21 protein-coding genes are annotated in these 23,890 nt (G+C 34.0%); 11 read left to right on the top strand and 10 right to left on the bottom strand.

Features of this window, described 5'->3' with window-relative positions; translation table 11 throughout:
* Window positions 1–77: 77 nt before the first annotated feature.
* Window positions 78–3,119, bottom strand: coding sequence for a tetratricopeptide repeat protein (locus RNZ46_RS13015; RefSeq protein ID WP_316982600.1), 3,042 nt, complete (start codon window positions 3,117–3,119; stop codon window positions 78–80).
* Window positions 3,120–3,417: 298 nt separating this feature from the next.
* Here RNZ46_RS13015 and RNZ46_RS13010 point away from each other — a divergent pair, with 298 nt between their 5' ends.
* On the top strand, window positions 3,418–4,101 hold the full coding sequence (locus RNZ46_RS13010) for a cell division ATP-binding protein FtsE (RefSeq protein WP_316982599.1): 684 nt from the start codon (window positions 3,418–3,420) through the stop codon (window positions 4,099–4,101).
* Here the strand turns inward: RNZ46_RS13010 and RNZ46_RS13005 are convergent.
* Window positions 4,098–4,925, bottom strand: coding sequence for a 2OG-Fe(II) oxygenase (locus RNZ46_RS13005; protein WP_316982598.1), 828 nt, complete (start codon window positions 4,923–4,925; stop codon window positions 4,098–4,100). The two genes, RNZ46_RS13010 and RNZ46_RS13005, sit on opposite strands and share 4 nt — an antisense overlap.
* A gap of 89 nt (window positions 4,926–5,014) precedes the next feature.
* Between RNZ46_RS13005 and RNZ46_RS13000 the strand changes: the two genes are divergently transcribed.
* On the top strand, window positions 5,015–5,869 hold the full coding sequence (locus tag RNZ46_RS13000; protein WP_316982597.1) for a glycosyltransferase family 2 protein: 855 nt from the start codon (window positions 5,015–5,017) through the stop codon (window positions 5,867–5,869).
* A complete protein-coding gene (locus RNZ46_RS12995) occupies window positions 5,866–6,810 on the top strand; it encodes a glycosyltransferase family 2 protein (RefSeq protein WP_316982596.1) in 945 nt (314 codons plus the stop codon). Before RNZ46_RS13000 ends, RNZ46_RS12995 begins: the two co-directional genes overlap by 4 nt.
* Here the strand turns inward: RNZ46_RS12995 and RNZ46_RS12990 are convergent.
* The 5 genes from RNZ46_RS12990 to typA all read right to left on the bottom strand — a co-directional run bounded on the left by RNZ46_RS12990 (window position 6,807) and on the right by typA (window position 14,160).
* A complete protein-coding gene (locus RNZ46_RS12990) occupies window positions 6,807–7,892 on the bottom strand; it encodes a glycosyltransferase (RefSeq protein WP_316982595.1) in 1,086 nt (361 codons plus the stop codon). The genes RNZ46_RS12995 and RNZ46_RS12990 overlap by 4 nt on opposite strands.
* On the bottom strand, window positions 7,885–9,378 hold the full coding sequence (locus RNZ46_RS12985) for a phosphoethanolamine transferase (RefSeq protein WP_316982594.1): 1,494 nt from the start codon (window positions 9,376–9,378) through the stop codon (window positions 7,885–7,887). Before RNZ46_RS12985 ends, RNZ46_RS12990 begins: the two co-directional genes overlap by 8 nt.
* Window positions 9,379–9,427: 49 nt before the next feature.
* Entirely contained in the window at window positions 9,428–10,717 is a 1,290-nt protein-coding gene (locus RNZ46_RS12980) for an O-antigen translocase (RefSeq protein ID WP_316982593.1), read from the bottom strand.
* Between the two features lie 5 nt (window positions 10,718–10,722).
* A complete protein-coding gene (locus RNZ46_RS12975; protein WP_316982592.1) occupies window positions 10,723–12,021 on the bottom strand; it encodes an O-antigen translocase in 1,299 nt (432 codons plus the stop codon).
* 339 nt (window positions 12,022–12,360) lie between these two features.
* The gene (gene typA, locus RNZ46_RS12970; protein ID WP_316982591.1) at window positions 12,361–14,160 is read right to left on the bottom strand and encodes a translational GTPase TypA; all 1,800 of its coding nucleotides are present in this window, start codon (window positions 14,158–14,160) and stop codon (window positions 12,361–12,363) included.
* Window positions 14,161–14,307: 147 nt separating this feature from the next.
* Here typA and kdsA point away from each other — a divergent pair, with 147 nt between their 5' ends.
* Complete coding sequence (gene kdsA / locus RNZ46_RS12965) at window positions 14,308–15,129, top strand: 3-deoxy-8-phosphooctulonate synthase (RefSeq protein WP_316982590.1); 822 nt, start codon at window positions 14,308–14,310, stop codon at window positions 15,127–15,129.
* Window positions 15,130–15,213: 84 nt separating this feature from the next.
* On the opposite strand, the gene RNZ46_RS12960 is transcribed toward kdsA, so the two are convergent.
* Together RNZ46_RS12960 and RNZ46_RS12955 are read right to left on the bottom strand one after the other, a co-directional pair.
* Complete coding sequence (locus tag RNZ46_RS12960; RefSeq protein WP_316982589.1) at window positions 15,214–15,582, bottom strand: DUF1801 domain-containing protein; 369 nt, start codon at window positions 15,580–15,582, stop codon at window positions 15,214–15,216.
* A 101-nt stretch (window positions 15,583–15,683) separates the two neighbouring features.
* Entirely contained in the window at window positions 15,684–16,418 is a 735-nt protein-coding gene (locus tag RNZ46_RS12955) for a slipin family protein (RefSeq protein ID WP_316982588.1), read from the bottom strand.
* A 160-nt stretch (window positions 16,419–16,578) separates the two neighbouring features.
* Between RNZ46_RS12955 and RNZ46_RS12950 the strand changes: the two genes are divergently transcribed.
* The 7 genes from RNZ46_RS12950 (at window position 16,579) to RNZ46_RS12920 (ending at window position 22,488) form a co-directional block, all read left to right on the top strand.
* On the top strand, window positions 16,579–17,190 hold the full coding sequence (locus tag RNZ46_RS12950; protein WP_316982587.1) for a hypothetical protein: 612 nt from the start codon (window positions 16,579–16,581) through the stop codon (window positions 17,188–17,190).
* Window positions 17,191–17,323: 133 nt separating this feature from the next.
* Window positions 17,324–17,620 (top strand): winged helix-turn-helix domain-containing protein, encoded by a 297-nt coding sequence (locus RNZ46_RS12945; RefSeq protein ID WP_316982586.1) that lies wholly within the window; start codon window positions 17,324–17,326, stop codon window positions 17,618–17,620.
* A 23-nt stretch (window positions 17,621–17,643) separates the two neighbouring features.
* Window positions 17,644–18,402, top strand: a complete 759-nt coding sequence (locus RNZ46_RS12940; RefSeq protein WP_316982585.1) for an oxygenase MpaB family protein — start codon at window positions 17,644–17,646, stop codon at window positions 18,400–18,402.
* A gap of 106 nt (window positions 18,403–18,508) precedes the next feature.
* Complete coding sequence (gene creD / locus RNZ46_RS12935) at window positions 18,509–19,888, top strand: cell envelope integrity protein CreD (protein ID WP_316982584.1); 1,380 nt, start codon at window positions 18,509–18,511, stop codon at window positions 19,886–19,888.
* A 493-nt stretch (window positions 19,889–20,381) separates the two neighbouring features.
* Window positions 20,382–20,759: a ribosomal maturation YjgA family protein gene (locus RNZ46_RS12930; protein ID WP_316982583.1), complete on the top strand. Its 378-nt coding sequence runs from the start codon at window positions 20,382–20,384 to the stop codon at window positions 20,757–20,759.
* Window positions 20,760–20,882: 123 nt separating this feature from the next.
* Window positions 20,883–21,554 (top strand): DUF1361 domain-containing protein, encoded by a 672-nt coding sequence (locus RNZ46_RS12925; RefSeq protein WP_316982582.1) that lies wholly within the window; start codon window positions 20,883–20,885, stop codon window positions 21,552–21,554.
* A 43-nt stretch (window positions 21,555–21,597) separates the two neighbouring features.
* Entirely contained in the window at window positions 21,598–22,488 is an 891-nt protein-coding gene (locus RNZ46_RS12920) for a hypothetical protein (protein ID WP_316982581.1), read from the top strand.
* Window positions 22,489–22,491: 3 nt separating this feature from the next.
* Here RNZ46_RS12920 and RNZ46_RS12915 read toward each other — a convergent pair whose 3' ends face one another.
* Entirely contained in the window at window positions 22,492–23,697 is a 1,206-nt protein-coding gene (locus tag RNZ46_RS12915) for an NAD(P)-dependent oxidoreductase (protein WP_316984995.1), read from the bottom strand.
* Window positions 23,698–23,890 lie beyond the last annotated feature (193 nt).

Below are 23,890 nucleotides of genomic sequence, written 5' to 3'. Positions count from 1 at the left end.
CACTAATTATTTTTATTGAGGTCTCGTCCCGATAGCTACCGGGAGCGCTCGACCTGACATTTCTAACTTCTAACAAATTAATTTTCTTCAGTCTCAATGGATGAATTTGTTTTGGCCTCTTCAGCTTTTATTGTCTTTAATTCTTCTTTGGCTTCATCAACAACATCTTCAAATTCAGCAAAGTTTCCAATAACGCTTTCTAAAATATAAGTGGCTTGAAACGCATCTTTTAAAGCGTAATAATTCTTCGCCATTAATACCAATCCTTTGGCACTAAAATATTTATAGCCCGAAAAATCTTTGGCCAACTTTTGAACCGCTTCGTTTGATGCCGCATGTTTGCCTTCTTTATTTTTAAAATATGCATTGTAATACAAGGCCTCGGCAGCTGTTTCCCCTGTCGCTACTTTTTCTACTTTTGCAAAAGCGGATTTCGCTTTATCTTCATCGCCCGTTTTAATGGCCGATCGTGCAATTATAATATGGGCATCACTTTTAATCTTATTATCGATTTTTGAATTGGTGAGTACTTTTTCGGCATAAGACACGGCTTCATTATAATTTTCTAATTGATAATGCGCTTTCATTAAATTAGATTGTGCAAACACCACGTTTTGCGGAAAGTTAGCTTCTGATTCCAAACGTAACAATAAAGGAATGGCTTGGTTCCAACTTTTACTTTCTAAATAATACTGCGATAAACGCGATAAAGCTTCCTCGGTATATTCGCTTTGTGAGGCTTCAACAATATATTTATAATGCGGTGCCGCATTCGCCAATAAATCTTTTTTGTAATACAATTGGGCTATATAAAAGTGTGCTTGCATCGCATAAATGCCGTTGGGAAATTCATTTAAATACCCATTAAATTGTTTGATGGCTTTATCGGTATTATTATCCAAATACTGTTTTTCGGCCGCTTCGTAGGTGGCATTGTCTAAATCGGCATCGGTAACCTCAACATAATCCAAGGTTTTTACCCAACGTGCATAATCGTCAACCCGACCTAAATCAATATAAATTAAACGCGCTGTTGAAACCGACTGAACCGCTTCGGGTGTTCCGGGGTAATTACTGGCTACATTTTTAAACTTGCTCAAGGCCTGTTCATTTTCACTGTCGTTATAATACACCAAACCTTGTCGCAATAAGGCTTTTGGCACAAAGGAACTCATTCTGTACTCACTGCTTAAACGGTTGTACACGTTCATCGCTTTGCTTTTTTCGTTTGCTTTTACATAGGAATTTCCCAATTCGTACATGGCATCGTCTCGTAATTTAGACTTGGGGTAGGTTTCGATAAACTGCTCTAAAGCTGCAATTTTTTTTGAAGATTGCCCCGTATAGCCCACACTAATCGCTTTTTGAAAAAATGGATAATCGGATTCGATTTCGTTAATTTCAATGGCTTTTTCGTACGCTTTGATTGCGTTGCTATAATCGCTAGACACAAAATGCCCGTCGCCCAAACGTAAATACGCGTCGTTCAATCTAACTTTATCATCTTTTTTATTGGCGATGAATTTATTGAAATGCTTTATGGCTTGCGGATAATTTTTTTGCTTGAAGTAGGTATAGGCTAAATTATAATCTATATTTTCAATCTCTGGCGTTGCTTCTGACGCAGATTGCTGCTGAAACTGCTTATAGCCAATCAAAGCATCGTCGTAATTAGTTAAATTATAATCGGCTTCAGCTTTCCAAAATGTAGCCCGAGCGGTGTATTTTGGGTCTCGTGGCTCGCTTAATGAAGCATCGAAAAGCGATTCGGCTTCTAAGTATTTTGTTTCGTTATACAATTCAACACCTCTATAAAACGCTACTTTTTGGTACGCTACTTTATCATCAAAACTCTTTTTACGTTCCAAAAGCTTTAGGGCTTCTTTGTAGTTTTTAGACGTAATGTACGAATCGATTAAAAGCGTTTCAACCTCCTCTTTATAGGGTGTATCTGGATATTTATCTAAATAACCAGCTAAAACCTGTGGTGCCGATTGATACGGGTTACCAATTTCGTAACTGATTTTCGCATAATTTAACCAAGCGTCTTCTTGAATTTTTAAATCGAAATTCATTTGCGAGGCATTTCTAAACGCATTTAATGCTTCCTGTTTTTTATCTAAATGAATATAACTTTCACCCAAATGATAATAGGCATTTTGAGCAATGGCATTGGTGCCACCAACTATTTTATTGAATTCTGAAATGGCTTTTTCGTAATCCTTTTGTTTGTAATAGGCATATCCTAATTGGTAAAAATCGGTATTATTCCATTTTGCCGTTCGTTCTCTTTTCTTCTTTTTTCCTTGGTACGCTTTTAAATACGGAATCGCCTCTGCGTATTTTTCTAAGTTAAAATAACTTTCACCAATAATTTTAGAGAGTTCAGACACTTCGGCTTCGTCGCCAGTTTCCAATCGGTCTTTTGCCAGTTCGATAGCCTTTTCAAATTTTCCGAGTTTAAAATGAAGATCGGCTTGGTAATACGACAGCTTTTCTTGGTAACGTTCTTGGGCGCTTACTTGATCGAAATATTCATTAGCTTCATCGTAATCATCACCTTCATAAGCCATAAAACCTAAATAGTATTTAGCCTGCGAACCGTACTCCTGAGAATTTTCAACTCTTGTTAAATACTTTTTTGCAACCTTGTATTGTTTCACCGAAAATGCGGAATAGCCATTGTTAAAATTAAATTTTTCTTTTTCCTTTCTAGCTAAGGCTTCTTCGTTCACCTTATCGTACCATTTTCTGGCGTGTGGATATTTTCCGTTTGCAAAATAATAATCGGCAACATCAAAAAACGCCGTATTACGCTTGGTACTTGTGGGATAGTCTTTTACAAAATCTTCAATAAGCTGGTCGGCATTTTGCTGATTTAACCTAACGGCACAATTGGCTATATAATAGGCGCATTCAGACTTTAAAAGATTTTCTTTTGCATCCTTTTTAACGTCTCTAAACAGCGACTGAGCAGCAAGGTATTGTTGATTATTAAACAGCGAAAGTGCTTTTTGATAGTCTGCCATACTACTGGTGTAAGTGGCCGACTGTTGTGCCATGATTTGGAAACTAAAACTTAAGGCCACCAAAAGGGAAACAATATTATTTTTAGTCATTAACGATTCGTTTTTTAATTTAAAATCAAAGATAAATATAAGGTTTCAGATTCCTGCCATGGCAAGAATGACAATTTCAACTAAAATCAAGATTTAATATCTTGAAGATTTATTCAACTTATAACGTAATAATCGTGCCATAATTATAAACCGGGTTATTAAATGTTGAAAAAGATAGAAGACAGAAGGTGGAAGTTAGAGGATTTTTTAGCAATCATTTTAAACTTTTTGCGTTTAGCTTTTAACTTTTAACTTTTAATAATACATTTACAACACTTAAAATTTACACCTGTTTTTTATGTCGAAACCTATTTTGCAATTAAAAGATGCTGCCATTTACCAAGGCGATAGTTTGGTGCTTGACAATGTTAATGTGGAAATTAATAAAGGCGATTTTGTGTATTTAATTGGAAAAACTGGCACGGGAAAAAGCAGTTTTATGAAAACGCTTTATGGCGATTTGCCTTTAACCGAAGGCGAAGGACATATTGTAGATTATAACTTAAAAACCCTTAAAGAAAAAGAGATTCCGTTTTTACGCAGAAAATTAGGCGTGGTTTTTCAGGATTTTAAACTATTAACCGATAGAACGGTAAATGAGAATTTACTATTTGTTTTAAAAGCCACCGGCTGGAAAGATAAAAAGGATATGGAAACGCGCGTTGAGGACGTGTTAAATAAAGTGGATATGAAAACCAAGGGGTTTAAATTTCCGCACGAGCTTTCTGGTGGCGAGCAGCAACGCATCGCCATTGCAAGGGCTTTGCTTAACAACCCCGAGTTGATATTGGCCGACGAACCCACGGGTAACTTGGACCCGCAAACCAGCGTTGAAGTGATGGAGGTTTTACAAGACATTAATAAAAATGGTAATACTATTTTAATGGCTACCCACGATTATGCACTCTTACTTAAATACCCAAGTAAAACGCTAAAGTGCGATGAGAATGCGGTTTATGAGGTGGTGCAGCGGAAGGGTTAATTATCTTTTTTATAAATATGGGGGTTCTTTCTAATACCTTTTTTAAACACCTTTCTTATTAGCATTCTTAAGCTTGCATCTGAATCTAGAATTAAATTCGTAAAAGTATCTTTTGGTCTTCCTCTAAATTTAGTCACATGAAATTTATCGGTTTCCTTTAAGGGCTTGTCGCTAAAATAGTAGTTAGAAATACAACATCTATTTCTTTTTACTAATACTTTATTAACCGAATGCCATGAAGCACCATGAGTTGCCATAACAACCAATCTGTTGAATTTGCTTTCTATAACTATCGGTTCTTTTTTTGGGCCATTTGGCCATAGCTCCAAATGCCCACCATTTTCCTCATCCCAATCCGGTGTAACATAATATAATAAATTTAAAACCCGCCATCGTTCGAGTTCAGCATCATGAGAATTATCTAAATGCGGGTGTAAATAATTGTCCTTTCCCATTAACGATAAACCTCCAGCATATAGTGACTTATCCGCATAAAGTGATTGAATTCCACATATATCTCCAATTGCGCTTACAATTCTGGAATCTTGAAAAGCATAAATTATATCTTCTAATAACGGATTATGTTTATTCATCTGCGCAGAGACATACTTAAACTCTCTTATACTTTTTAAACGTCGCATATTAGATTTATCTGGAAAAACCTCAAAACACTTCTTCGCTATTTGGGAAGGAAGCAAATCATCAATAAAAAAATATCCTACATTATTTTCAGATAAATTGTATGAATTAATCAAGCTAGCTCGATTTTCTTTTATTTTACAACAAATCAATCTTGAAATTTCGTCAGTATCAACTACCCTCATAAATGTTTTTATTTTAATAATACAAATTAACACTTTTAATTAAACTTAGAAATTATTAAAAGATGTAATTTTATCATTTAAATTGCAATATGTTATCTATTTTAATTCCAACTTATAATTACTGTGTAGTTTCATTAGTTGAAGCGCTTTTTAAAGAAGCTACAGAATTAAATATACCATTTGAAATTTTAGTTTTTGATGATGGTTCAAATTCTGAATTAAACCATGAAAATGAAACTATAAACAAACTAATTAATTGCTCTTTTAAGGTTTTAGACAGAAATATAGGCAGAAGCGCAATTCGCAACCTACTTGCCAAAAATGCATCTTTTGACAATTTACTGTTTTTAGATGCAGATGTAATCCCCAAAAAAAACGATTTTATTAAAAACTATTTAAGGGTAAAGAATCCAGAAGTTGTTTATGGAGGTATAAGCCAAACTGTACCTTCCCCTAAAAAGCCTAAAAAATTGAGATGGCTGTATACAAAAAAGCGTGAAAAATTTACAACAAGCTCTGCCAACTTCTATATTAAAAAACAAATTTTTAATATATATTTATTTGACGAAAGTTTAAAAAGTTATGGTTGTGAAGATGTCATTTTTTTTGAGAATTTAAAAAAAGACAAAGTAATATTTAATTACATTAACAATCCTGTATTTCATTTAGGCAACGATGATGCAAATACCTTTATAGAAAAGACCCATCAAGCAATTAAAAACTTAATTTTTTTAATTGATAAAAACAAAATAAGCTCAAAGAAATATTATATTTCGAATGTGTATTTAAAACTAGATAGGTTTAAATTAGATGTACTCGTTTTATATATTTTTAAACTTATAAAACCAATGCTCATAAAGAATTTCAATTCCTCCAACCCATCATTATTTTTATATGATTTTTATAGACTCGGTTATTATTGTTTAATAAAAAACAAAAAATGAAACCCTTTTTCTCTGTTATAACACCATTGTACAATAAAGAGGCGTTTATTAAAAACACCCTAAAAAGTGTACTAAACCAAACCTTTAAAGATTTTGAGGTAATTGTTGTTAACGATGGTAGTACCGATAAAAGTTTACAGCAGGCAGAATTAATAAATGACGACAGAATAACAATACTTACCATACCTAATTCCGGTTTATCGATAGCTAGAAACACGGGTATTAAAAACGCAAAAGCTAACCATATTGCCTTTATTGATGCTGATGATTTTTGGCTGGAACACCATTTAGAGCAATTACATAATTTGATACATCGTTACCCAAATATGGGCATGTACTGCACGGGATACACTTTAAAAAAAACAGATTCCATTTTCCACAGAGCAACATTTAACGGTTTACCAAAGAACTTTGTTGGCATTGTGCCCAATTTTTTTAAACATTCACTGCAACACTGTGTAGCCTGGGTTGGGGCTATTTGCGTTCCAAAACATGTTTTTGATTTCATTGGTGATTTTGACCCAGAAATTTTTTCTGAACAAGACACCGATTTATATATTAGAATAGCCCTTAAGTATAATGTTGCCTTGGATAACAGTTCGGCTAGCGCCATTTACAACCGAACGTTGGACAACAACATGTCTAACTTTTCGCAAAAAAAGACAATCCCCAAATTATTGCATGCCTACAAAGACATAGAAATTAAAAACCATGATTTGAAAAAGTATCTGGATTTAAACCGGTTTTCTACGCTTATTTTTTTCAAGTTATCATCTAATAAAGTTTTAGAGAAAACACTTATCGACGATATCGACAAGAATAATTTGAATATATTGCAACGCATCCTAATTTATTTGCCCAACGGCGTTGTACGGTTCCTGTTCAACATCAAAACCAAATTTAAGATAAACCCTTTAATTGTTTTTAAGTTGAAGCATTAATGGCTGTTTTCAATTAAATTTATCCATTGTTCAACGATATTATCTTCTGAAAATTTATTGGGTGTTTTAGCCATATTGTGTTTAATATCCTTATATAATTCCTCATTTAAAAGAAGTGTATTCATGGCTTTAATTAATAGTTCAGAATTTTGATTTTCAACTAAAAGTCCATTTTTGTTATGTTGGATAATTTCACTTGGCCCGCTTTCGCAATTAAAAGAAACCATTGGTGTGTATAAAGCTAAAGCTTCGATTAACACCATAGGAAAACCTTCGTATTTACTAGACATTACCAAGGCCTGTGCTTGTTTAATAAAGCCATACGGGTTATTGTGGAAGCCTTTTAATTCAATCATATCTTCCATCCCTAATATTTTTAACAATGATTCCAAATTGCCCCGTTCTGGCCCCTCTCCTAAGATAAATAGCTTTATGTTGTTTTTTGGGAGATTTGATTTTGCATAACTGCTAATTAATAAATCGAACCGTTTTACCTTAACGAGCCGTCCAACGGCCACTACATATTTAAAATTTGCATTGTTTGGTTGGTGCTTGCCAAAAGCCGTTTCAATACTTTGAGCCAAAACATAGTTGTAAATTAAAATGCTGTCAATCTCTAATTGTAGCTTTAAATGATTTTGAACTTGTTTGCTAACGGAAACAAAAGTTTTGCTTTTAACGTGTGGGAACCTTGATAAAAATGGAATTTTTAAAGCTGTAAAATACAATGATAAATCGTAGTGATGAACAACATATATAACCCTACATTTTTTAAATACATACTTTGAAAATACAACCTCTTTAAAAAACCGTGCACGTACCCTATGGTCTATTATTACATCAAACCCTTGTTTGTTAAAAAACCTTTTAAACTGTAAAAAGGCCAATAGTTTACCGCTTTTTTCTTTAACTAAACCAAAATTGTAGAGTGTTCCGGCAAACTCGTAACTTATGTTGTTGAGCATGGAAACAACAAACACCTCGTAACCTTTGTTTGATAACGATATGGACATGTTCGCTGCCATTTTTTCTGCACCACCAGAACCTAAAGAATCGGTTAACAAGCATATTTTTTTACTCATCTTTTACAGAAAAATAATCATCAAAATCAATAGTTCCTAAAACCTTTCTTTGTCTTGGTTTGAAAGATTTACTAAATATACTCTTACTAGCATCCATACTTTTATGCATTACCCCAAAAACGTGCCCAATACTTTCATAGGTATGGTCTGCCATAAATACCCTGTCTGGTTTATATTCAAAATCTTTGGGGAAGGTAAACGAGTTTGACGTCCAAAGTAAAAAAGGTATCTCAAACATGCTTTTGGTTATAACTTCTTCAGAACGCCCAAAAAAACTTGTCCCATCGTCATAAATATTCTCACCGTGGTCCGACAGGTATAACAAAGCACTTTTAGTATTCATTTTTTCTAAACTCTCAAGTATCGAATATAGTATGAAATCGTTGTAAAACACTGCATTGTCGTAATGGCTAATGGTTATATTTTCTTTGGATTTGTGCTTGGGGTTCGCATTAAACTTATTAAAGGTGCTTGGGTATCTTTTATTATAGTCAAAGTGCGTTCCTATCAATCTTATAAAGATTGCTTTTTTTCCCGGTTTTTTTAAAATATTATTGTAATCTGGCAATAATATTTCATCTAAAACCAAGGTGTTTTTATCGATGATATGGTTATAAAATTTAAACATTTTAGCCCGAGAAGCAATTTTACTGATAGCGTTGTCGTGATAACTTATTGGGCGCTGATTTGATAACCAATAAGTAGTGTAACCTGCGGCATTAAAAACCTCTACAATATTAAAATGGTTTTCTTTTTTAGAATCAACATCCAAGGAAGTTAGCATTTTTGGCAGCGCCTTTAAGGTAAAAACATCGGTAGAAATTACATTGTTATAAACCAACAAACTGTCCTTTATTGCGTTTAACAAGGGCGTATTTTTGCGGTTATAGCCATATATCTCCATACGATTTCTTGCGGTAGATTCGCCCAAAACAAAAACCAAAACTTCATTATCTGCTTTTACGCTAATGTCTTCGGCTTTTATATTGGTATTTAACTTTAAACTATTTTGCAAAGTTATGTAGCCATAAGTTCCCCTCACTATATTATGGTAGGCATTATTTTCAATTAAACCCGTTAATTTTAATAAAACCACTATGGCTGTGCATCCTAAAATTCCAACAGCAGATTGGTATTTGTTGGACTGTTTTAATCGTTTTTTTCTAATTATAAAGAATATTGCACCACTTAAAATTATAAACAAAAAAATTGGCAGGCTAAAATATGCCTTGGTAAACTCGCTTAACTCCTGCTTATTGGATTCCAGCAGCAGGTACATATAAGATGATGAAAAATTGGAGGACACCGCTAAATAAGACGTGGTCTCCATAACAAAATACCAAACATAAAAAAAACATAAAGCATCTACAAGAAACTGTTTTTTTAATACATTGCCATATAATAGCAAAACAACCGTCAAACAAAAAAGGAAATCTTCAATAACATCTTCGCGTCCAAGCAAATTCCAATCAATAAAAATTAACAAGAATATATATTTAAGCAACAATGGCAGTACTAAAATAAATTTAAATCGCTTAAACATTTTCTTCTAAATATTTTGCATTGTTAAAAAACAGAAAAAATGAAACTGAAATTAAATATAATAAAGTACTTATAATATAGGCATAAAAAACACCTTGTAAATTAAAATGATTTAAAAATTGTAAACTCATAAAGTAAAAGGACAAATATAAAATAGCATCGGTGATAAAATAAAACGTAACCATTTTTTTGGCGTGAAACTGGTAGGCCAGTGAAAAAGCGATTATTTTAAAAAAATCTCCAATAAGCTGCAAATAAAAATACTGTTCAATTGCCGCGAACGAGTCGGTTAAAAATATTTTAATGATAAACAACCTAAAAATCAACAACCCTACAAACACAAAAATTGTAATTGGTATAAGGTACTTAAAGTAAGTCTTCATTATATTTTTATATCCCGAAACTGTTTTGTTTATGGCTAACTGCGGCAGCAAATACAGTGTAAATAACGACGAAAAAAACATCATGTAAAAAGTTGATATTTTATTCATGGCTTCCCACAATCCCGCAGAGTTTGTATCAATGTCCACAATAATTTTATTCCTTATTAACAAATATGTGACACTTATCAATACCGTAGAATAGGTAGCCATGGCAATGTAAACAGATATGGATTTTATAAAAACCAATGAAACTTGCCGCACATTAACAAATAAACCCGAAACCAATCTACGTACATCTTTAAACCATAAACCAATCAAAAAACTTAATGCAGGTACAATAATGCTCGCTATTAAAGCGCCTTTAAGGTTAAAGTAAAAAACAAGAAAAAAAGTAAGTATGGCATTTAATAAATTAGCAACTGTTATTAAGGAGGTGTACAACCTGAGTTTTTGTAAACCATTGGCTATATAAATAATTAAAAAATTGAATGATATTAATGGCAAAAGCACTGCCAAAAGCCTAAAAACATAAGCATAAGTTATATCTTTAAGAAGAAAAATACTTAAGCTTTTTGAAAACAACACTAAAAACAAACCTATTATAAGCGATAAGATAAAGCTCAAAAAAATTACCGCTGAAACAACTTGCTTTAGTTTATGGTTGTTTGTTTTATGCTCTGCAACATATTTAATTATTCCGCTTTCAAACCCGTTGGCAGTAATACCTAAAACGCCTTGAAGCAAGTTTTTTAAATTTCCAACTAAAGCATAACCAGATGGGCCTAGATAGATAGCGCTTACTTTTGACACTATAAAGGATGCTATTATTTTTCCGAAAACAACAACACCATTGTACGAAAAAACCTTTAAAAAGGTATTCGCTAATAGTTTTTTTAACACCTTTTTTATTCCTTTCCTTCATCAACCCCAAAAAGCGAGCTTCCGAATATTAATAAAATAACCGCATAATACATTAAATAACTCACAAAATGTCCTATTACCGCACCTTTTACACCAAATAAACCTATAAAATATATACTTGTTATGTATAAAATTACAATTAAGAACACCTCGGTTATCACATAATGCCAAAACATTTTTTTGGCTAAAAACTGATAGGCAATTACCAAGGATAAGACCTTTAAAAAGTCGCCCAACAATTGCCATAAAAACAAGTCTTCAACGGGTTTAAATTCTTCATTAAAAACAAATGTTACAACAAATGGCTTTAATAAATATATTAAAAATAAAGCAAGGGCTAAAAAGGGTATTATGGTTTTATAAAACCCAAAAACTTCTTTTCTAAATTCCTTAACCGTATCAATTTCAGTAAATCTAGGTAAAATATAAAGTGCCATTAAGGAACTAACCAACATGAGATAGTATTTCGATATGCGCGTCATGGCTTCCCAATAACCAGCGTCTTTATAACCTACGTTCTCGATAATGTACGACCTGATTGCCAAAGCTACAATGGGCAATAAAACAGCCGAAAACAATGCCATAATCGAATACGAGCTCAACCGTTTAAAATAGCTAAAACTAATTTGTTTCACCTGTATAAGCGATGTTAAGCTACGTCTATTTATAATGCCTACCAGAGTAATTAAAAATATTAATGATTCTGCAATAACAACCGAAATTAAAGCGCCATCTATATTGTTTTGATAAATTAATAACAGTGCGATAGACACGCCTAAAATTTGGCCTATTATGTTTATTATAATGAGTATTTTGTACTTTGAAAAGCCATTCATTATTGAAAACGAAAACATATTCAAAGCATAAAAAGGCAGTACAAAAGCGAATATTTTAATTACATAAGCATAGTTGCTGTAATTTGGGAAGATTAAATTATTAATATTTTCGGCATTAAAATAACATAAAAGTGACACCAAGATTGAAGACACAAAACCAAAATAATAAACGGTAGAAATGGTTTTACTTAATCTAACAACGTTTTCTTTATATTCTGCTATATACTTTACGGCTCCTTTATACAGCCCCAATATGGCTACCGAATGCCCAGCACTTACAAAATTTCGTAAATTCCCGATTAAGGCGAGACCCTCAGCCCCAATAAAAACAGCAATAGCTTTTGATGTTAATATGCCAGCAATCATTCTGGTTAAAATGGCTGCTGTTTTTAGCGAAGTAATTTTTATTAAAACGTTTTTGTTTATGTAATCTATTAATTTTTTCAATTAATATGAATTTACTTTTTCAGGTTTATAATTTAATGCCATTTTTATTTAAAAACACGACCATACGATATGTGTTTTCTGAATGAACCAAATATACAAAATCATTTAACGTATTAAGTTTAATAATAGTATAGATAAAAATCTTTAAAATAACGAGGAAGTAATGTGCCTCAAGGGAATTAACCAAACAAACCTAATTAACTGACAAACAGATAATAGTGCACTTGTTTACTTTTATACTCCGTTTATGTAATTCTGGACAGCTTTTTTTAAAGCCATAAAAAAAGAGAAAACCTATTCAGGATTCTCTTTTGTTTTTTTTTCTAATAATTCATAATATTAGAGAGATTTATTTCTTTTACGTTCAACTTCGGTTAAAAATATTTTACGTAAACGTAAGTGCTTTGGCGTTACCTCAACATATTCGTCTTTTTGAATATATTCTAAAGCCTCTTCTAAAGAAAACTTAATTGCCGGAACAATTTTTGCTTTATCGTCGGCTCCTGCCGAGCGTACATTGCTCAACTTTTTGGTTTTGGTTACGTTAACCGTCATATCATCACCACGAGAGTTTTCGCCAATTACTTGTCCTTCGTAAATATCTTCACCCGGATCTATAAAAAACTTACCTCTATCCTGCAGTTTATCAATTGAATACGGAATGGCCTGACCTGTTTCCATAGACACCAAACTCCCGTTTTGACGCTCAGGAATACCGCCTTTTAACGGTTGGTATTCTTTAAATCGATGTGCCATAATTGCTTCTCCAGCTGTAGCTGTTAAAAGCTGATTTCTTAGTCCTATAATACCTCTCGACGGCACGACAAATTCGCAAACCATACGGTCTCCCTTAGCTTCCATACTTAGCATTTCGCCTTTACGCAGGGTAACCATTTCAATGGCCTTACCGGAAACTTCCTCTGGTAAATCAATCGTCATTTCTTCAACAGGCTCGCATTTTACACCGTCAATTTCTTTTATGATTACTTGGGGTTGCCCAATTTGCAATTCGTATCCTTCACGACGCATGGTTTCAATTAAAACCGATAAGTGCAAAACACCACGGCCATACACCATAAATTTATCGGCACTATCAGTCTCTTCAACTCGCAGTGCTAAATTCTTTTCTAATTCTTTATTTAAACGTTCCTTGATATGACGTGAAGTCACATACTTTCCGTCTTTTCCAAAGAAAGGCGAATCGTTAATGGTAAACAACATACTCATCGTCGGCTCATCAATAGCGATGGTTTGCAAACCTTCCGGCGCTTCAAAATCGGCAACTGTATCTCCAATTTCAAAACCTTCAAGACCAACAATGGCACAAATATCGCCTGTTTGAACTTCTTCTACCTTTAAACGACCCAAGCCTTCAAAAGTATGCAGTTCTTTAATTTTATTTTTCACAATAGAACCATCACGTTTTACCAACGAAATGTTTTGTCCTACCTTTAATTCGCCTCGTGTTAAACGTCCAATAGCAATTCGTCCTGTAAACGACGAAAAATCCAAAGATGTAATTAACATTTGCGTATTACCTTCTGGTAATTTTGGAGCAGGAATATGTTCGATAACCATATCCAACAAAGGTTCAATATTTTTGGTTTCGTTTTGCCAATCATCGCTCATCCAATTGTTTTTTGCCGAGCCGTAAACGGTTGGAAAATCCAATTGCCATTCTTCAGCACCAAGCTCAAACATCAAATCAAAAACCTTTTCGTGCACCTCGTCTGGCGTACAGTTTTCTTTATCAACTTTATTAATAACCACACATGGTTTTAAGCCCAAATCTATGGCTTTTTGCAATACAAAACGGGTTTGAGGCATAGGGCCTTCAAAAGCATCAACCAACAGCAGCACACCATCTGCCATATTTAAAACACGCTCTACTTCACCTCCAAAATCGGCGTGACCAGGCGTATCGATAATATTAATTTTTGTGTCTTTATAAATTACAGATACGTTTTTTGAAGTAATGGTAATTCCCCTTTCACGCTCTAAATCATTGTTGTCCAAAATTAAATCGCCCGTGTTTTCGTTCTCACGGAATAACTGGCAATGGTACATGATTTTATCTACCAAGGTTGTTTTACCATGATCGACGTGCGCAATGATTGCAATGTTTTTAATGTTAGTCATAATTTTATGCTCCTTTTTTTGGGCGTGCAAAGTTACTTATAAATAATGAATAAATTATTGTATTTATTCATTGAAAATTCAAAAAACCTGAATTTAGAATTCTGAATTACTATCTTTGTAGCCTTAAATTTGCTGAAAACATTTTTTATGAAGCTTCAAGATATTCCAAAAATAAAACACACCCATTCAAATAACTTCTTTCTATTATGTGGCCCTTGTGCCATTGAAGGTGAGGACATGGCATTAAGAATTGCCGAAAAAGTTGTTGCCATAACCAACAAACTTAACATTCCGTACGTTTTTAAAGGCAGTTTTAAAAAAGCCAACAGAAGTAGAATTGATAGTTTTACAGGCATTGGAGACGAAAAGGCTTTGGAGATTTTAGCCAAGGTTTCAGAAAAATTTGATGTGCCCACCGTTACTGATATTCATGAAACCAGCGATGCTAATTTAGCGGCGCAGTATGTTGATGTGCTTCAAATCCCCGCTTTTTTGGTGCGCCAAACTGATTTGGTGGTGGCCGCAGCCAAAACGGGAAAGGTGGTGAATTTAAAAAAAGGACAATTTATGAGTCCGGAAGCCATGAAACACGCCGTGCAAAAAGTAAAGGATGCAGGCAGCGATAAAGCGTGGATAACCGACAGAGGTACCATGTTTGGTTACCAAGACATGATTGTAGATTTTAGAGGCATTCCAACCATGCGCCAATTTGCACCAACGGTTTTAGATGTAACACACTCGTTACAACAGCCCAATCAAAGTGCTGGCGTTACAGGCGGCAGACCGGATATGATTGAAACCATAGCTCGAGCTGGTATTGTAAATAATGTAGATGGCTTATTTATTGAAACCCATTTCGATCCTGCAAATGCCAAAAGCGACGGCGCCAATATGTTGCATTTGGATAATTTAGAGGGTTTACTGACTAATTTAGTGGCGATTAGAAAAACAGTTAACTCATTAAAATAAAACTGTTATTCCTGCGAAAGCAGGAATCCATTTAGGAAATTTATTATTATAAAGTAGATTCCTGCTTTCGCAGGAATGAGAAAGTTATTTGTTATAAAAGGATTTTCCTTTTTGTTTTTCGGCTTCCTTTAAGATGGCTATAAAAATATCGTCGTCAATATCTTCCAAAGATTTGTAACGAAGCGATTTGACTACCTTTCGGTTTTCGCTTACAAGATGTTCATCAAATTCTGAGAGGTACGCCGAATGCCAAAAACCCACATCTACAAATTGTTTTTTGTGACTGGCGTTTAAATAACAAACCGGTGTTTCACCCAAGTAATAACAGGGTATCCTCCATTTGTATTTTAAATCTACATTAGGTAGCGTATGCTCTATAATCACTTGAATGTGCATTAAAATAGAACGATACGGCTCGGGTTGATTAAGAATGTATACTTCGGCTGGATTCACAATGCTAATTTATTAATTTAAGCAAAAACGTAAAATAAATTTTATCCTTATCCGTTTCATCAATCTTATTTAAAAATAAAAAGGTAACTCATTGTTAATTGTTACTTCGATTTTTTTGGCAATACTTCTTCAGGAAACGGGAATAAAATGGTAGAGTTCTTCTCTGCCGCTATATTGGACAAGGTTTGATACAACCGCAACTTAATGGCTGAAGGCGATTGATCTATTAATTTACCGGCTTCCAACAATTTACCCGCCGCCTGCTCTTCAGCCAATGCCAAAATAATACGCGCCCGTCTGGATCGCTCTGCCTCGGCTTGATTCGCCATCATACGCTTCATGTTTTCGGGCAATTGGATGTCCTTTATCTTCACATCAATAATGTCTATACCCCAATCTTTGGTTTCAACTTCTACTATCTTTTTAATATTGTTGCCCATTTCTTCACGTTTGGACAAAATGGTATCCAGTTCAACCTTACCACAAACATCACGCAGAGCTGCTTGTGACAATTGTGTAATGGCAAATGAATACTCCTCCACTTCCAGCACCGCCATTTCCGGATCGATAACCTTAAAAAAAACAACACCGTCAATACTACAAGGTACATTATCTTCCGTCATAACCTCTTGGGAAACCACGTTAATAGTAATCACCCTAATATCAACCACTTGAATGGTTTCTATTAACGGAATAATCCATCTAAACCCAGGCTGCAATGTTTCAATATATTTACCAAACCTAAATTTTAAAGCGCGTTTGTATTCGTAAATTATCCGTATCCCAGAAAGTATGAATACGATAATAAATATCGTAAATAATAATATTGGATTCATGACACTTTATTTTAAATTAATAACTCTATAAGGTAATGATTTTCAATGAAAAAAGAAACCATATCGATTACAATTACAATGTCGGAAATCAAAAATTAACAAAATTTTTATTGTTCAATTTGAAATAATTCATTTACTTTGTAATTCAAAGTACTTTTATATGGAATCAAAAGATTATTTAAAAGACATTAGCGAGATAAAGGATTTAATGAATAAATCGTCCCGTTTCATTTCACTAAGCGGTTTATCGGGCATACTCGCTGGTATATATGCACTTATTGGAGCAGCCATAGCCTATTGGCTCGTTATGGAATACAGCCAAGGCACGCTAATTTTAGACGGTAAAATTTATAGATTGGTAATGCTCGATTTGTTTTTGGTTGCCGCATTAAGCATTTTAACGGGCATTTTTTTAACCACCAAAAAAGCAAAAAAACACGGCGCCAAAATTTGGGATGCCACATCAAAACGGTTGGTGGTTAACTTTTTAATTCCGTTGGTGGTTGGTGGTTTGTATATTTTAATCATTTTAAATCAACAAAAATACGGTCAAACGGCTGCATTAATGCTCATGTTTTATGGACTCGCTTTAGTAAATGCCTCAAAATACAGCATTGGTGATATTCGGTATTTAGGTTATATTCAAATTATTATTGGCTTAATTTGCGCTTGGTTTCCCGGATACGGATTTTGGCTTTGGATATTAGGTTTTGGGATTATGCATATAGTTTATGGCACTTGGATGCATTTTAAATATGATAGAAATCAGTAGGCAGTTTTCTGCCGCAGTATTCAGTAGGTTTAATTTTTAAATTTAGAATTTTTTATCATTGCTTTAATAATTCGTTTAATAAAAAAATACGTATTAAAATCATAAGATTCCCGCTTTCGCGCGAATGACAAAAATGAGTATTATAAACAACATAAATAAAGCATTCGACCACCGAATAAGATTAGGCATCATGTCTGTTTTAATGGTAAACGAGTATGCCGATTTTAATATGCTAAAAGAACTTTTGGGTGCCACCGATGGCAATTTAGCAAGCCACACCAAAGCCTTGGAAAAAGCAGCATATATAAAAGTAGAAAAACAATTTATAGGCAGAAAACCAAACACACGGTATTCAACAACCAAATTGGGAAGAGCGGAATTTAAAAAACATATTGATGCTCTTGAAAAACTGATTAACAAACAACAATAGCTTTTTAAAAACGAAAAAAAAAGATGAATTATTTCGTAGCTAAAAATTCTATAGTTCGGGAAATATGGGGAAAGAGCGATACCATTCTCCTAATTTTTGCTGGAGCTTCGGCGGAATTTGCACTGAATAAAGCTGTAGATTGGTTGTATTTTACCGGCAAACTTCCCAAGGATCCTTTAGGGCGGCTGTTTTCAACGGTGTCTTATGCACGAGGCATTGTGTTTTCAGAAAAGGAAACAGCCTTTAAAACTATTGAGCATATTAACGCGATACATAGAACAATAGAAAAAAGACGTGGAAAACCCATACCAAATTGGGCTTATAAAGATGTGCTTTTTATGTTGATAGACTACTCTATCCGATCGTTTGAAATTTTAGAACGACCGTTAAAAACACACGAAAAAGAGGAGGTATTTCATGTTTTTTTTAAAGTGGGTCAACAAATGAAAATTAAAGATTTACCAAAATCCTATTCAAACTATAAAACCATGCGCCAATTGCATATCAATCAAAATTTATACAATGGGAACTTTACCAAAGATTTGCTTAAACAATACCGCAAACATTTGGGTATGGTAAGATTCTGGTTGCTATTGGAATCACAAATACTAATCACTCCAAAACCCGTGCGGCAATTGTTGCATCTTAGGGCCTTTTCCATATTAAAACCATTGATACCGCTATACAAAATAAGCAAAACCATCAATTTAGATTCATTTTTAAAAGCCATGATTTTACCAATGGAATACAAAACCCAAATTAAAGCCCTCAATCAAACCTAAAGGAAACAACACATATTTTTTTAATTTTTTACTTTGAAAAGCAAAGTACTTTTAAATATTAAAAAACATCATTTATAAAACAATAAAAACAAATTAAACAGGCATTATGGAACACTCAAACACACCACAGCAAAACAAACAACAAAACAAATTCGGCAATTGGCTAAAAACCTCAATAACGGCGCGTATGCTTATGGTTGGGTTTTTAGTCATTATTTTACTCATTCCGCTGTCGTACATAAACAGTTTAATTCACGAACGCGCTTTTAGGCAAGCTGATGTGGTTAACGAGATAAACGAGAAATGGGGAAACCATGTACTGGTTTATGGCCCTATTTTAAAATTGCCATACAAAACCTATAAAGAAACCACCATATATAATAAAGAATCAAACACCTATTCCACCGAAACGCAAACCCATATTAAATATGCTTACATTTTTCCTGAAAGCCTAAACACCAAGGTTTCAGTAGATCCCAAAACCTTAAAACGCGGCAATTTCGAGTCGGCGGTTTATACCTCAAAAATGAATTTTACAGGCAGCTACATACAACCCCAACTGGCATTAAAAGATATTAAGGACGAGGATATTGTTTGGAACAAAGCCACCATCATCATTAAAACCTCCAATTTAAAAGGCATTAAAAACGAAGTGGCTATGAGTTTAAACAACTCAAAATATCCTTTCGAAACCAATTTTAACAACTCAAACAACTCCTATTTAAACGAATTAGAATCCGTCTTTATTAAAAAAGAAGACTTACCATTTAATGCCACAAAAAACTTTGATTTCAGTATGACGTTTAATGGTAGCGGACAAATTGAAATAATCCCAATAGGGAAAACAACCACTATGGAAATGACGTCAAATTGGGCAGACCCAAGTTTTATGGGCAATTATTTGCCCAACGACGACACCAAAGAAATTACCAAAGACGGATTTAAGGCCGATTGGAAAGTACTGCACATAAACCGAGCCTTTTCGCAACAGCATTTAAACAACATACCAAACCTTAATCAGTTTGCATTTGGCACAAAATTTATGGTTATGGTCGACGAATACCAAAAAAGCGAGCGTTCCGCTAAATACGGTTTCCTCGTTATTGGGCTTACCTTTTTAATCTTCTTTTTAATACAAACCCTAAGCCAAATACATATCCATCCCTTTCAGTATTTAATGATTGGGCTTGCACTCACCATGTTTTACACGCTGCTCGTCTCCATATCCGAACACAGCAACTTTTTAAAAGCCTATGTTATCGCTGGTATTTCGGTTATCGCACTCATTACGCTGTACTCAAAATCCATTTTAAAAACATTCAAGTTTCCGCTATTCATCGGGCTATCGCTAACGGCACTTTACACCTTTATATACGTCATTATCCAATTGGAAAACTACGCACTTTTAGTGGGCAGCATCGGATTGTTCTTAATATTGGCAAGCGTCATGTTTGTATCACGAAAAATAGATTGGAACAACGGTTAATTTTATTAGTTAGTGATGGTGTTGGGCGTTACCCCGAAAAAATCGGGGTCGCGCTTTCACTACTCGCTTCCTCCTGCGTCGGCGAGCTCAAACAATTAGCCTGCGGTGAGCGCAGTCGAACCGTTCAATCGCTAACGCACCTGTTGGCTGGGTTTAGTGCTTAACCCGCAGTCAAAAAAATATTTGAAAAATCATATCATTAAAAAATGAAATATTTAATAAATACTAGTAAAGCAATCGCTATTATAAGTTTTATAATTGGTACAATATTATTTGTGTTTCAATTATATTTTAGAAAATCTGTTGTTTTAATATACCCAGGATTTATCTTCATTTTAACAGCAGTTATAATAAATTCCATATCACTGATAGCGTTAATATTTTCGCTGTTGGGCAAAACCAATCAAAAATTAGAATTGCTCAAAACTTGTGGCATTATACTCTTAAACATTCCAATTGCCATTTTATATTTCTATATTTTAATTGAAACTTTATGACACTCAACAAAACCTATTTAACATTAACTATCCTTCTTTTTATAACCGAAGTACTTATCGCTATATTTCTAAAAAGTGGTTTTATACGGCATACCTTTGGCGATTATTTAGTCGTTATTTTAATATTCTGTTTTTTTAAAAGTTTCATAAATATTAAATCCTTTAAACTTGCCCTTTTAGTTTTAGCATTTGCTTTTATTATTGAATTTTTACAATTAGCCAATCTTTTAAAATTGCTCAATCTTCAAAACAATTATTTAGCAAAACTTGTATTGGGCAGCACTTTTCATGTTTCAGATTTAGTGGCTTATACTTTAGGAATTATTACTGTATTAATTATTGAAACCAGGATGTGGGCTAAAAAGAAAACTTGATGTCACATTGAGCGCAGTCGAAATGTTTTCAGTTACTGATAACCAATAAATTGGTTTCGACTGCGCTCAACCTGACAAAAAGATATAAATTTTTTAGACCTCAACTTAATTAAAATCACAACCATGAATAACATAAAACACCTATTTATAAATCGATTTAAAACCTTCGCTTTATTAAGCATTTCATTGATGTTTTGCATCGTATTACTTATGCTTAGAATAAAATTTACACATTCCTTTTTCTACTTGTTTTTAGTTTGGAATTTGTTTTTAGCAGCCGTTCCGTTCGCCATAACCACATATTTAGTAAGTCTCCCCAAACTTAATAAATTTGGACTTTTGGTTTGGTTTTGCGTATGGCTGCTTTTTTTACCAAATGCCCCATATATCGTTACCGATTTAATTCATTTACAACTAAGCACCGCACCTATCATTTGGTTGGATATTTTAATTGTAAGTACATTTGCAAGTAACGGATTGCTGTTGTTTTACCTGTCTATTTTTGATATGAGAACCATTTTAAAGCCGTATTTAACAGCTAAATTGCTAAACTGTGCTGTGCTTTTTATTCTGTTTCTGTCCAGTTTCGGTGTGTATTTAGGGCGTTTTTTACGTTACAATTCTTGGGAAATATTAAGTCATCCTAAATATTTGATAACCGATGTTTTAAACATAATTACCCAGCCATCAAGTCATAAAGAAGCTTGGATATTTACACTATTGTTTGGCGCTTTTTTATACATCGGTTTTCTCATTTTTAAAAACTTATTTAATTCTGATAAAAACACCTTGTAACTAAAACCCAATAGTTTTCGTCTTATATTTAGAAAAAAAACTAATGACAATTAAACCGTACATATTTGCATTATTTCTAATTTTTTCATGCGCTAAAAATGAAGACATCAAAAACCAAAACCCAACGCACCTAAAATATTTTGGATTCGCCATTACCGATTGCGGCACTAATTACCTAAACCAAGTGGACCATTTTGTAAACCTTGTAGATATGTGCCCTACAGATTTAACTAGTTTAGAAAATAGGATTGAAATAAACACGCTAAACGACAATAAAGTGATTATTCATTTACAAGGGTTGTTTATTGATCCTGTTGCAGACCCAAGTTCTCCCACAGGAATTCGGTACGAATTGTTAAGTAATTATGCTGAGTTGTTTAACACTTGGAAAGCAAACAACACCTTTATTTCTTCTGAAAAAGTTGCCGCTTTTACCGTTGCCGACGAACCTGCATGGAACAAGATGAACATGAACGATTTGGCCACAATCACCAAGTTTATAAAACAGGCGTTCCCCAAAATTCCCATTATGCTTATTGAAGCACCCGATGTTATCCATAATTTAGAAATAACGGATGATATTGATTGGATGGGTTTTGATAGATACGGCACTTTAGATCCTTTAAACGACACCGAATATTTAAACCGATTGGCGCTTATAAAATCGAAACGCACCAACACAAACCAAAAAATGGTATTGATAATGGAATCGCAATGGCTTGATTATTACACTAATGAAGGTTTTGAGGAATCGGTTTTAATACCCATGGCAAACAGTTATTACGAATTGGCAAAAAAAGAAAAGGACGTTATCGCGCTTATCTCCTATTTACTGCCCAGTGGTTTTGATGCACCAGACCAAAAAGGTTTTTTGGATTTAAGCACAGAAGTCCAAAAAACCATAAAGACCATTGGAAATGAAATAGTTAATTAAAAGCTATTCTTTGCCATCAACATAATCCTGTAAATAGGCAAATTGTTCTGTGAGTTTTCCGTTCTCGGTAATTTTTGCTCGTTGTAAAACACCATCGGAATCCATATTAAAAAACGCAGGAATTACGTGTTCTAAAAACATGTCGCCAAAGCCTTCGCTAGCATCCTTTGGAAGTTCACAGGGTAAATTATCCACAGCCATAACGGTTATGGCGTTTGGCGCGTTAAAAGACACCTCTTTTTCAGTTTGCGCATCGTAGCCATAAAACGGATCGGCAATGGTTGAGGCACGTATGGTTGAAGCCACTGGCCCATCGATATCGCAAGAAATATCGGCTATCAGATTGATTTTAAAATCTGGTTTTTTGGCATCTTCCCTAGTAAATAAAAAGGGAGCATTATTGCCATAAAAATGACCTGCTATAAAAAAATCGGACACTTTGGCGTATGGCATAAAATTGCTTTCGTAATCTGTTGGGTCTGCATAAAATTCTGCCTTGTCGCCCACTTTACCGTCTTTACGTTTGTTGTATTCCATAACATCAACCATACAATACACGGGTTCGGTAAATTTTGTGGTTAAATACAAAGCATCGCTTACTTGCTTGATGTTTAAATGATCTAAAATTTCTTTGGCGCCATGGGCTACTTTGCCGGTTCCAGAGAGTAATATTTTAATATTTGGCAGTTTGATTTTATCTAATTCTGCTTTCACCGCATTTAAATCGGCCAGTGTTTCCACTTTTGGTAAATTGAACAAGTTATCTCGTAATCCCAAAGCTCGAAACCCGTTGTAAGCACCTACCAAACCTGCGTATCGTCCGAAACCTATTAACCGGAATCCTTTTGGGTTTACAATGGTTTCATGGTCGTACAACTCAATGTTTTTATTGAGGATGGCTTTTAACAGCTTGCGATTATAAGGTTGTTTTTTTATGGTATGCGAAAAGAAAAAGTATTTTTTATTGGGTATTAGGTTTTCAATAGGCACTTCTTTTACGCCAATGAACACATCGCAATCTGACACGTTATCTGTAACCTGAAAACCTTGGTTTTTGTATTGTTTATCAGGAAAGACACGGATATTGGATGCTTCGACTATAAATTCTGCTTGTGGGAATTTTGATTTTGTTTCGGCCAATTTTTCGGGTGAAAACACCACGCGTCGGTCTGGTGGATTTTTGCGTTCTTTGATGATGGCGAATTTGATGCTCATGGGTTAATTTATTTGTGCTAATTTGATGAAATTTTTATTAACTGACAAACTAATAACTTGGTATAAAATTTGCAACTGTAATAATGGTTGTTTAGTTATTAAACTTTTTTGATACCTTTGCAGCCCGCGTTAAGGATTGAGGCATTTGTTGAAGCTCTTTTTTTGTTTTTCTCAAAAAAAAGCGACT

This window comes from Hwangdonia lutea (genome assembly GCF_032814565.1).
GTDB lineage: Bacteria > Bacteroidota > Bacteroidia > Flavobacteriales > Flavobacteriaceae > Hwangdonia > Hwangdonia lutea.
This window is presented reverse-complemented; position numbering and strand designations above follow the sequence as displayed.

Bases quoted from the DNA above. Each gene is read 5' to 3' on its own strand.
- RNZ46_RS13015 (WP_316982600.1), bottom strand. From the start codon at position 3,119: ATGACTAAAAATAATATTGTTTCCCTTTTGGTGGCCTTAAGTTTTAGT.
- RNZ46_RS13010 (WP_316982599.1), top strand. From the start codon at position 3,418: ATGTCGAAACCTATTTTGCAATTAAAAGATGCTGCCATTTACCAAGGC.
- RNZ46_RS13005 (WP_316982598.1), bottom strand. From the start codon at position 4,925: ATGAGGGTAGTTGATACTGACGAAATTTCAAGATTGATTTGTTGTAAA.
- RNZ46_RS13000 (WP_316982597.1), top strand. From the start codon at position 5,015: ATGTTATCTATTTTAATTCCAACTTATAATTACTGTGTAGTTTCATTA.
- RNZ46_RS12995 (WP_316982596.1), top strand. From the start codon at position 5,866: ATGAAACCCTTTTTCTCTGTTATAACACCATTGTACAATAAAGAGGCG.
- RNZ46_RS12990 (WP_316982595.1), bottom strand. From the start codon at position 7,892: ATGAGTAAAAAAATATGCTTGTTAACCGATTCTTTAGGTTCTGGTGGT.
- typA (WP_316982591.1), bottom strand. From the start codon at position 14,160: ATGACTAACATTAAAAACATTGCAATCATTGCGCACGTCGATCATGGT.
- kdsA (WP_316982590.1), top strand. From the start codon at position 14,308: ATGAAGCTTCAAGATATTCCAAAAATAAAACACACCCATTCAAATAAC.
- RNZ46_RS12955 (WP_316982588.1), bottom strand. From the start codon at position 16,418: ATGAATCCAATATTATTATTTACGATATTTATTATCGTATTCATACTT.
- RNZ46_RS12950 (WP_316982587.1), top strand. From the start codon at position 16,579: ATGGAATCAAAAGATTATTTAAAAGACATTAGCGAGATAAAGGATTTA.
- RNZ46_RS12945 (WP_316982586.1), top strand. From the start codon at position 17,324: ATGAGTATTATAAACAACATAAATAAAGCATTCGACCACCGAATAAGA.
- RNZ46_RS12940 (WP_316982585.1), top strand. From the start codon at position 17,644: ATGAATTATTTCGTAGCTAAAAATTCTATAGTTCGGGAAATATGGGGA.
- creD (WP_316982584.1), top strand. From the start codon at position 18,509: ATGGAACACTCAAACACACCACAGCAAAACAAACAACAAAACAAATTC.
- RNZ46_RS12930 (WP_316982583.1), top strand. From the start codon at position 20,382: ATGACACTCAACAAAACCTATTTAACATTAACTATCCTTCTTTTTATA.
- RNZ46_RS12925 (WP_316982582.1), top strand. From the start codon at position 20,883: ATGAATAACATAAAACACCTATTTATAAATCGATTTAAAACCTTCGCT.
- RNZ46_RS12920 (WP_316982581.1), top strand. From the start codon at position 21,598: ATGACAATTAAACCGTACATATTTGCATTATTTCTAATTTTTTCATGC.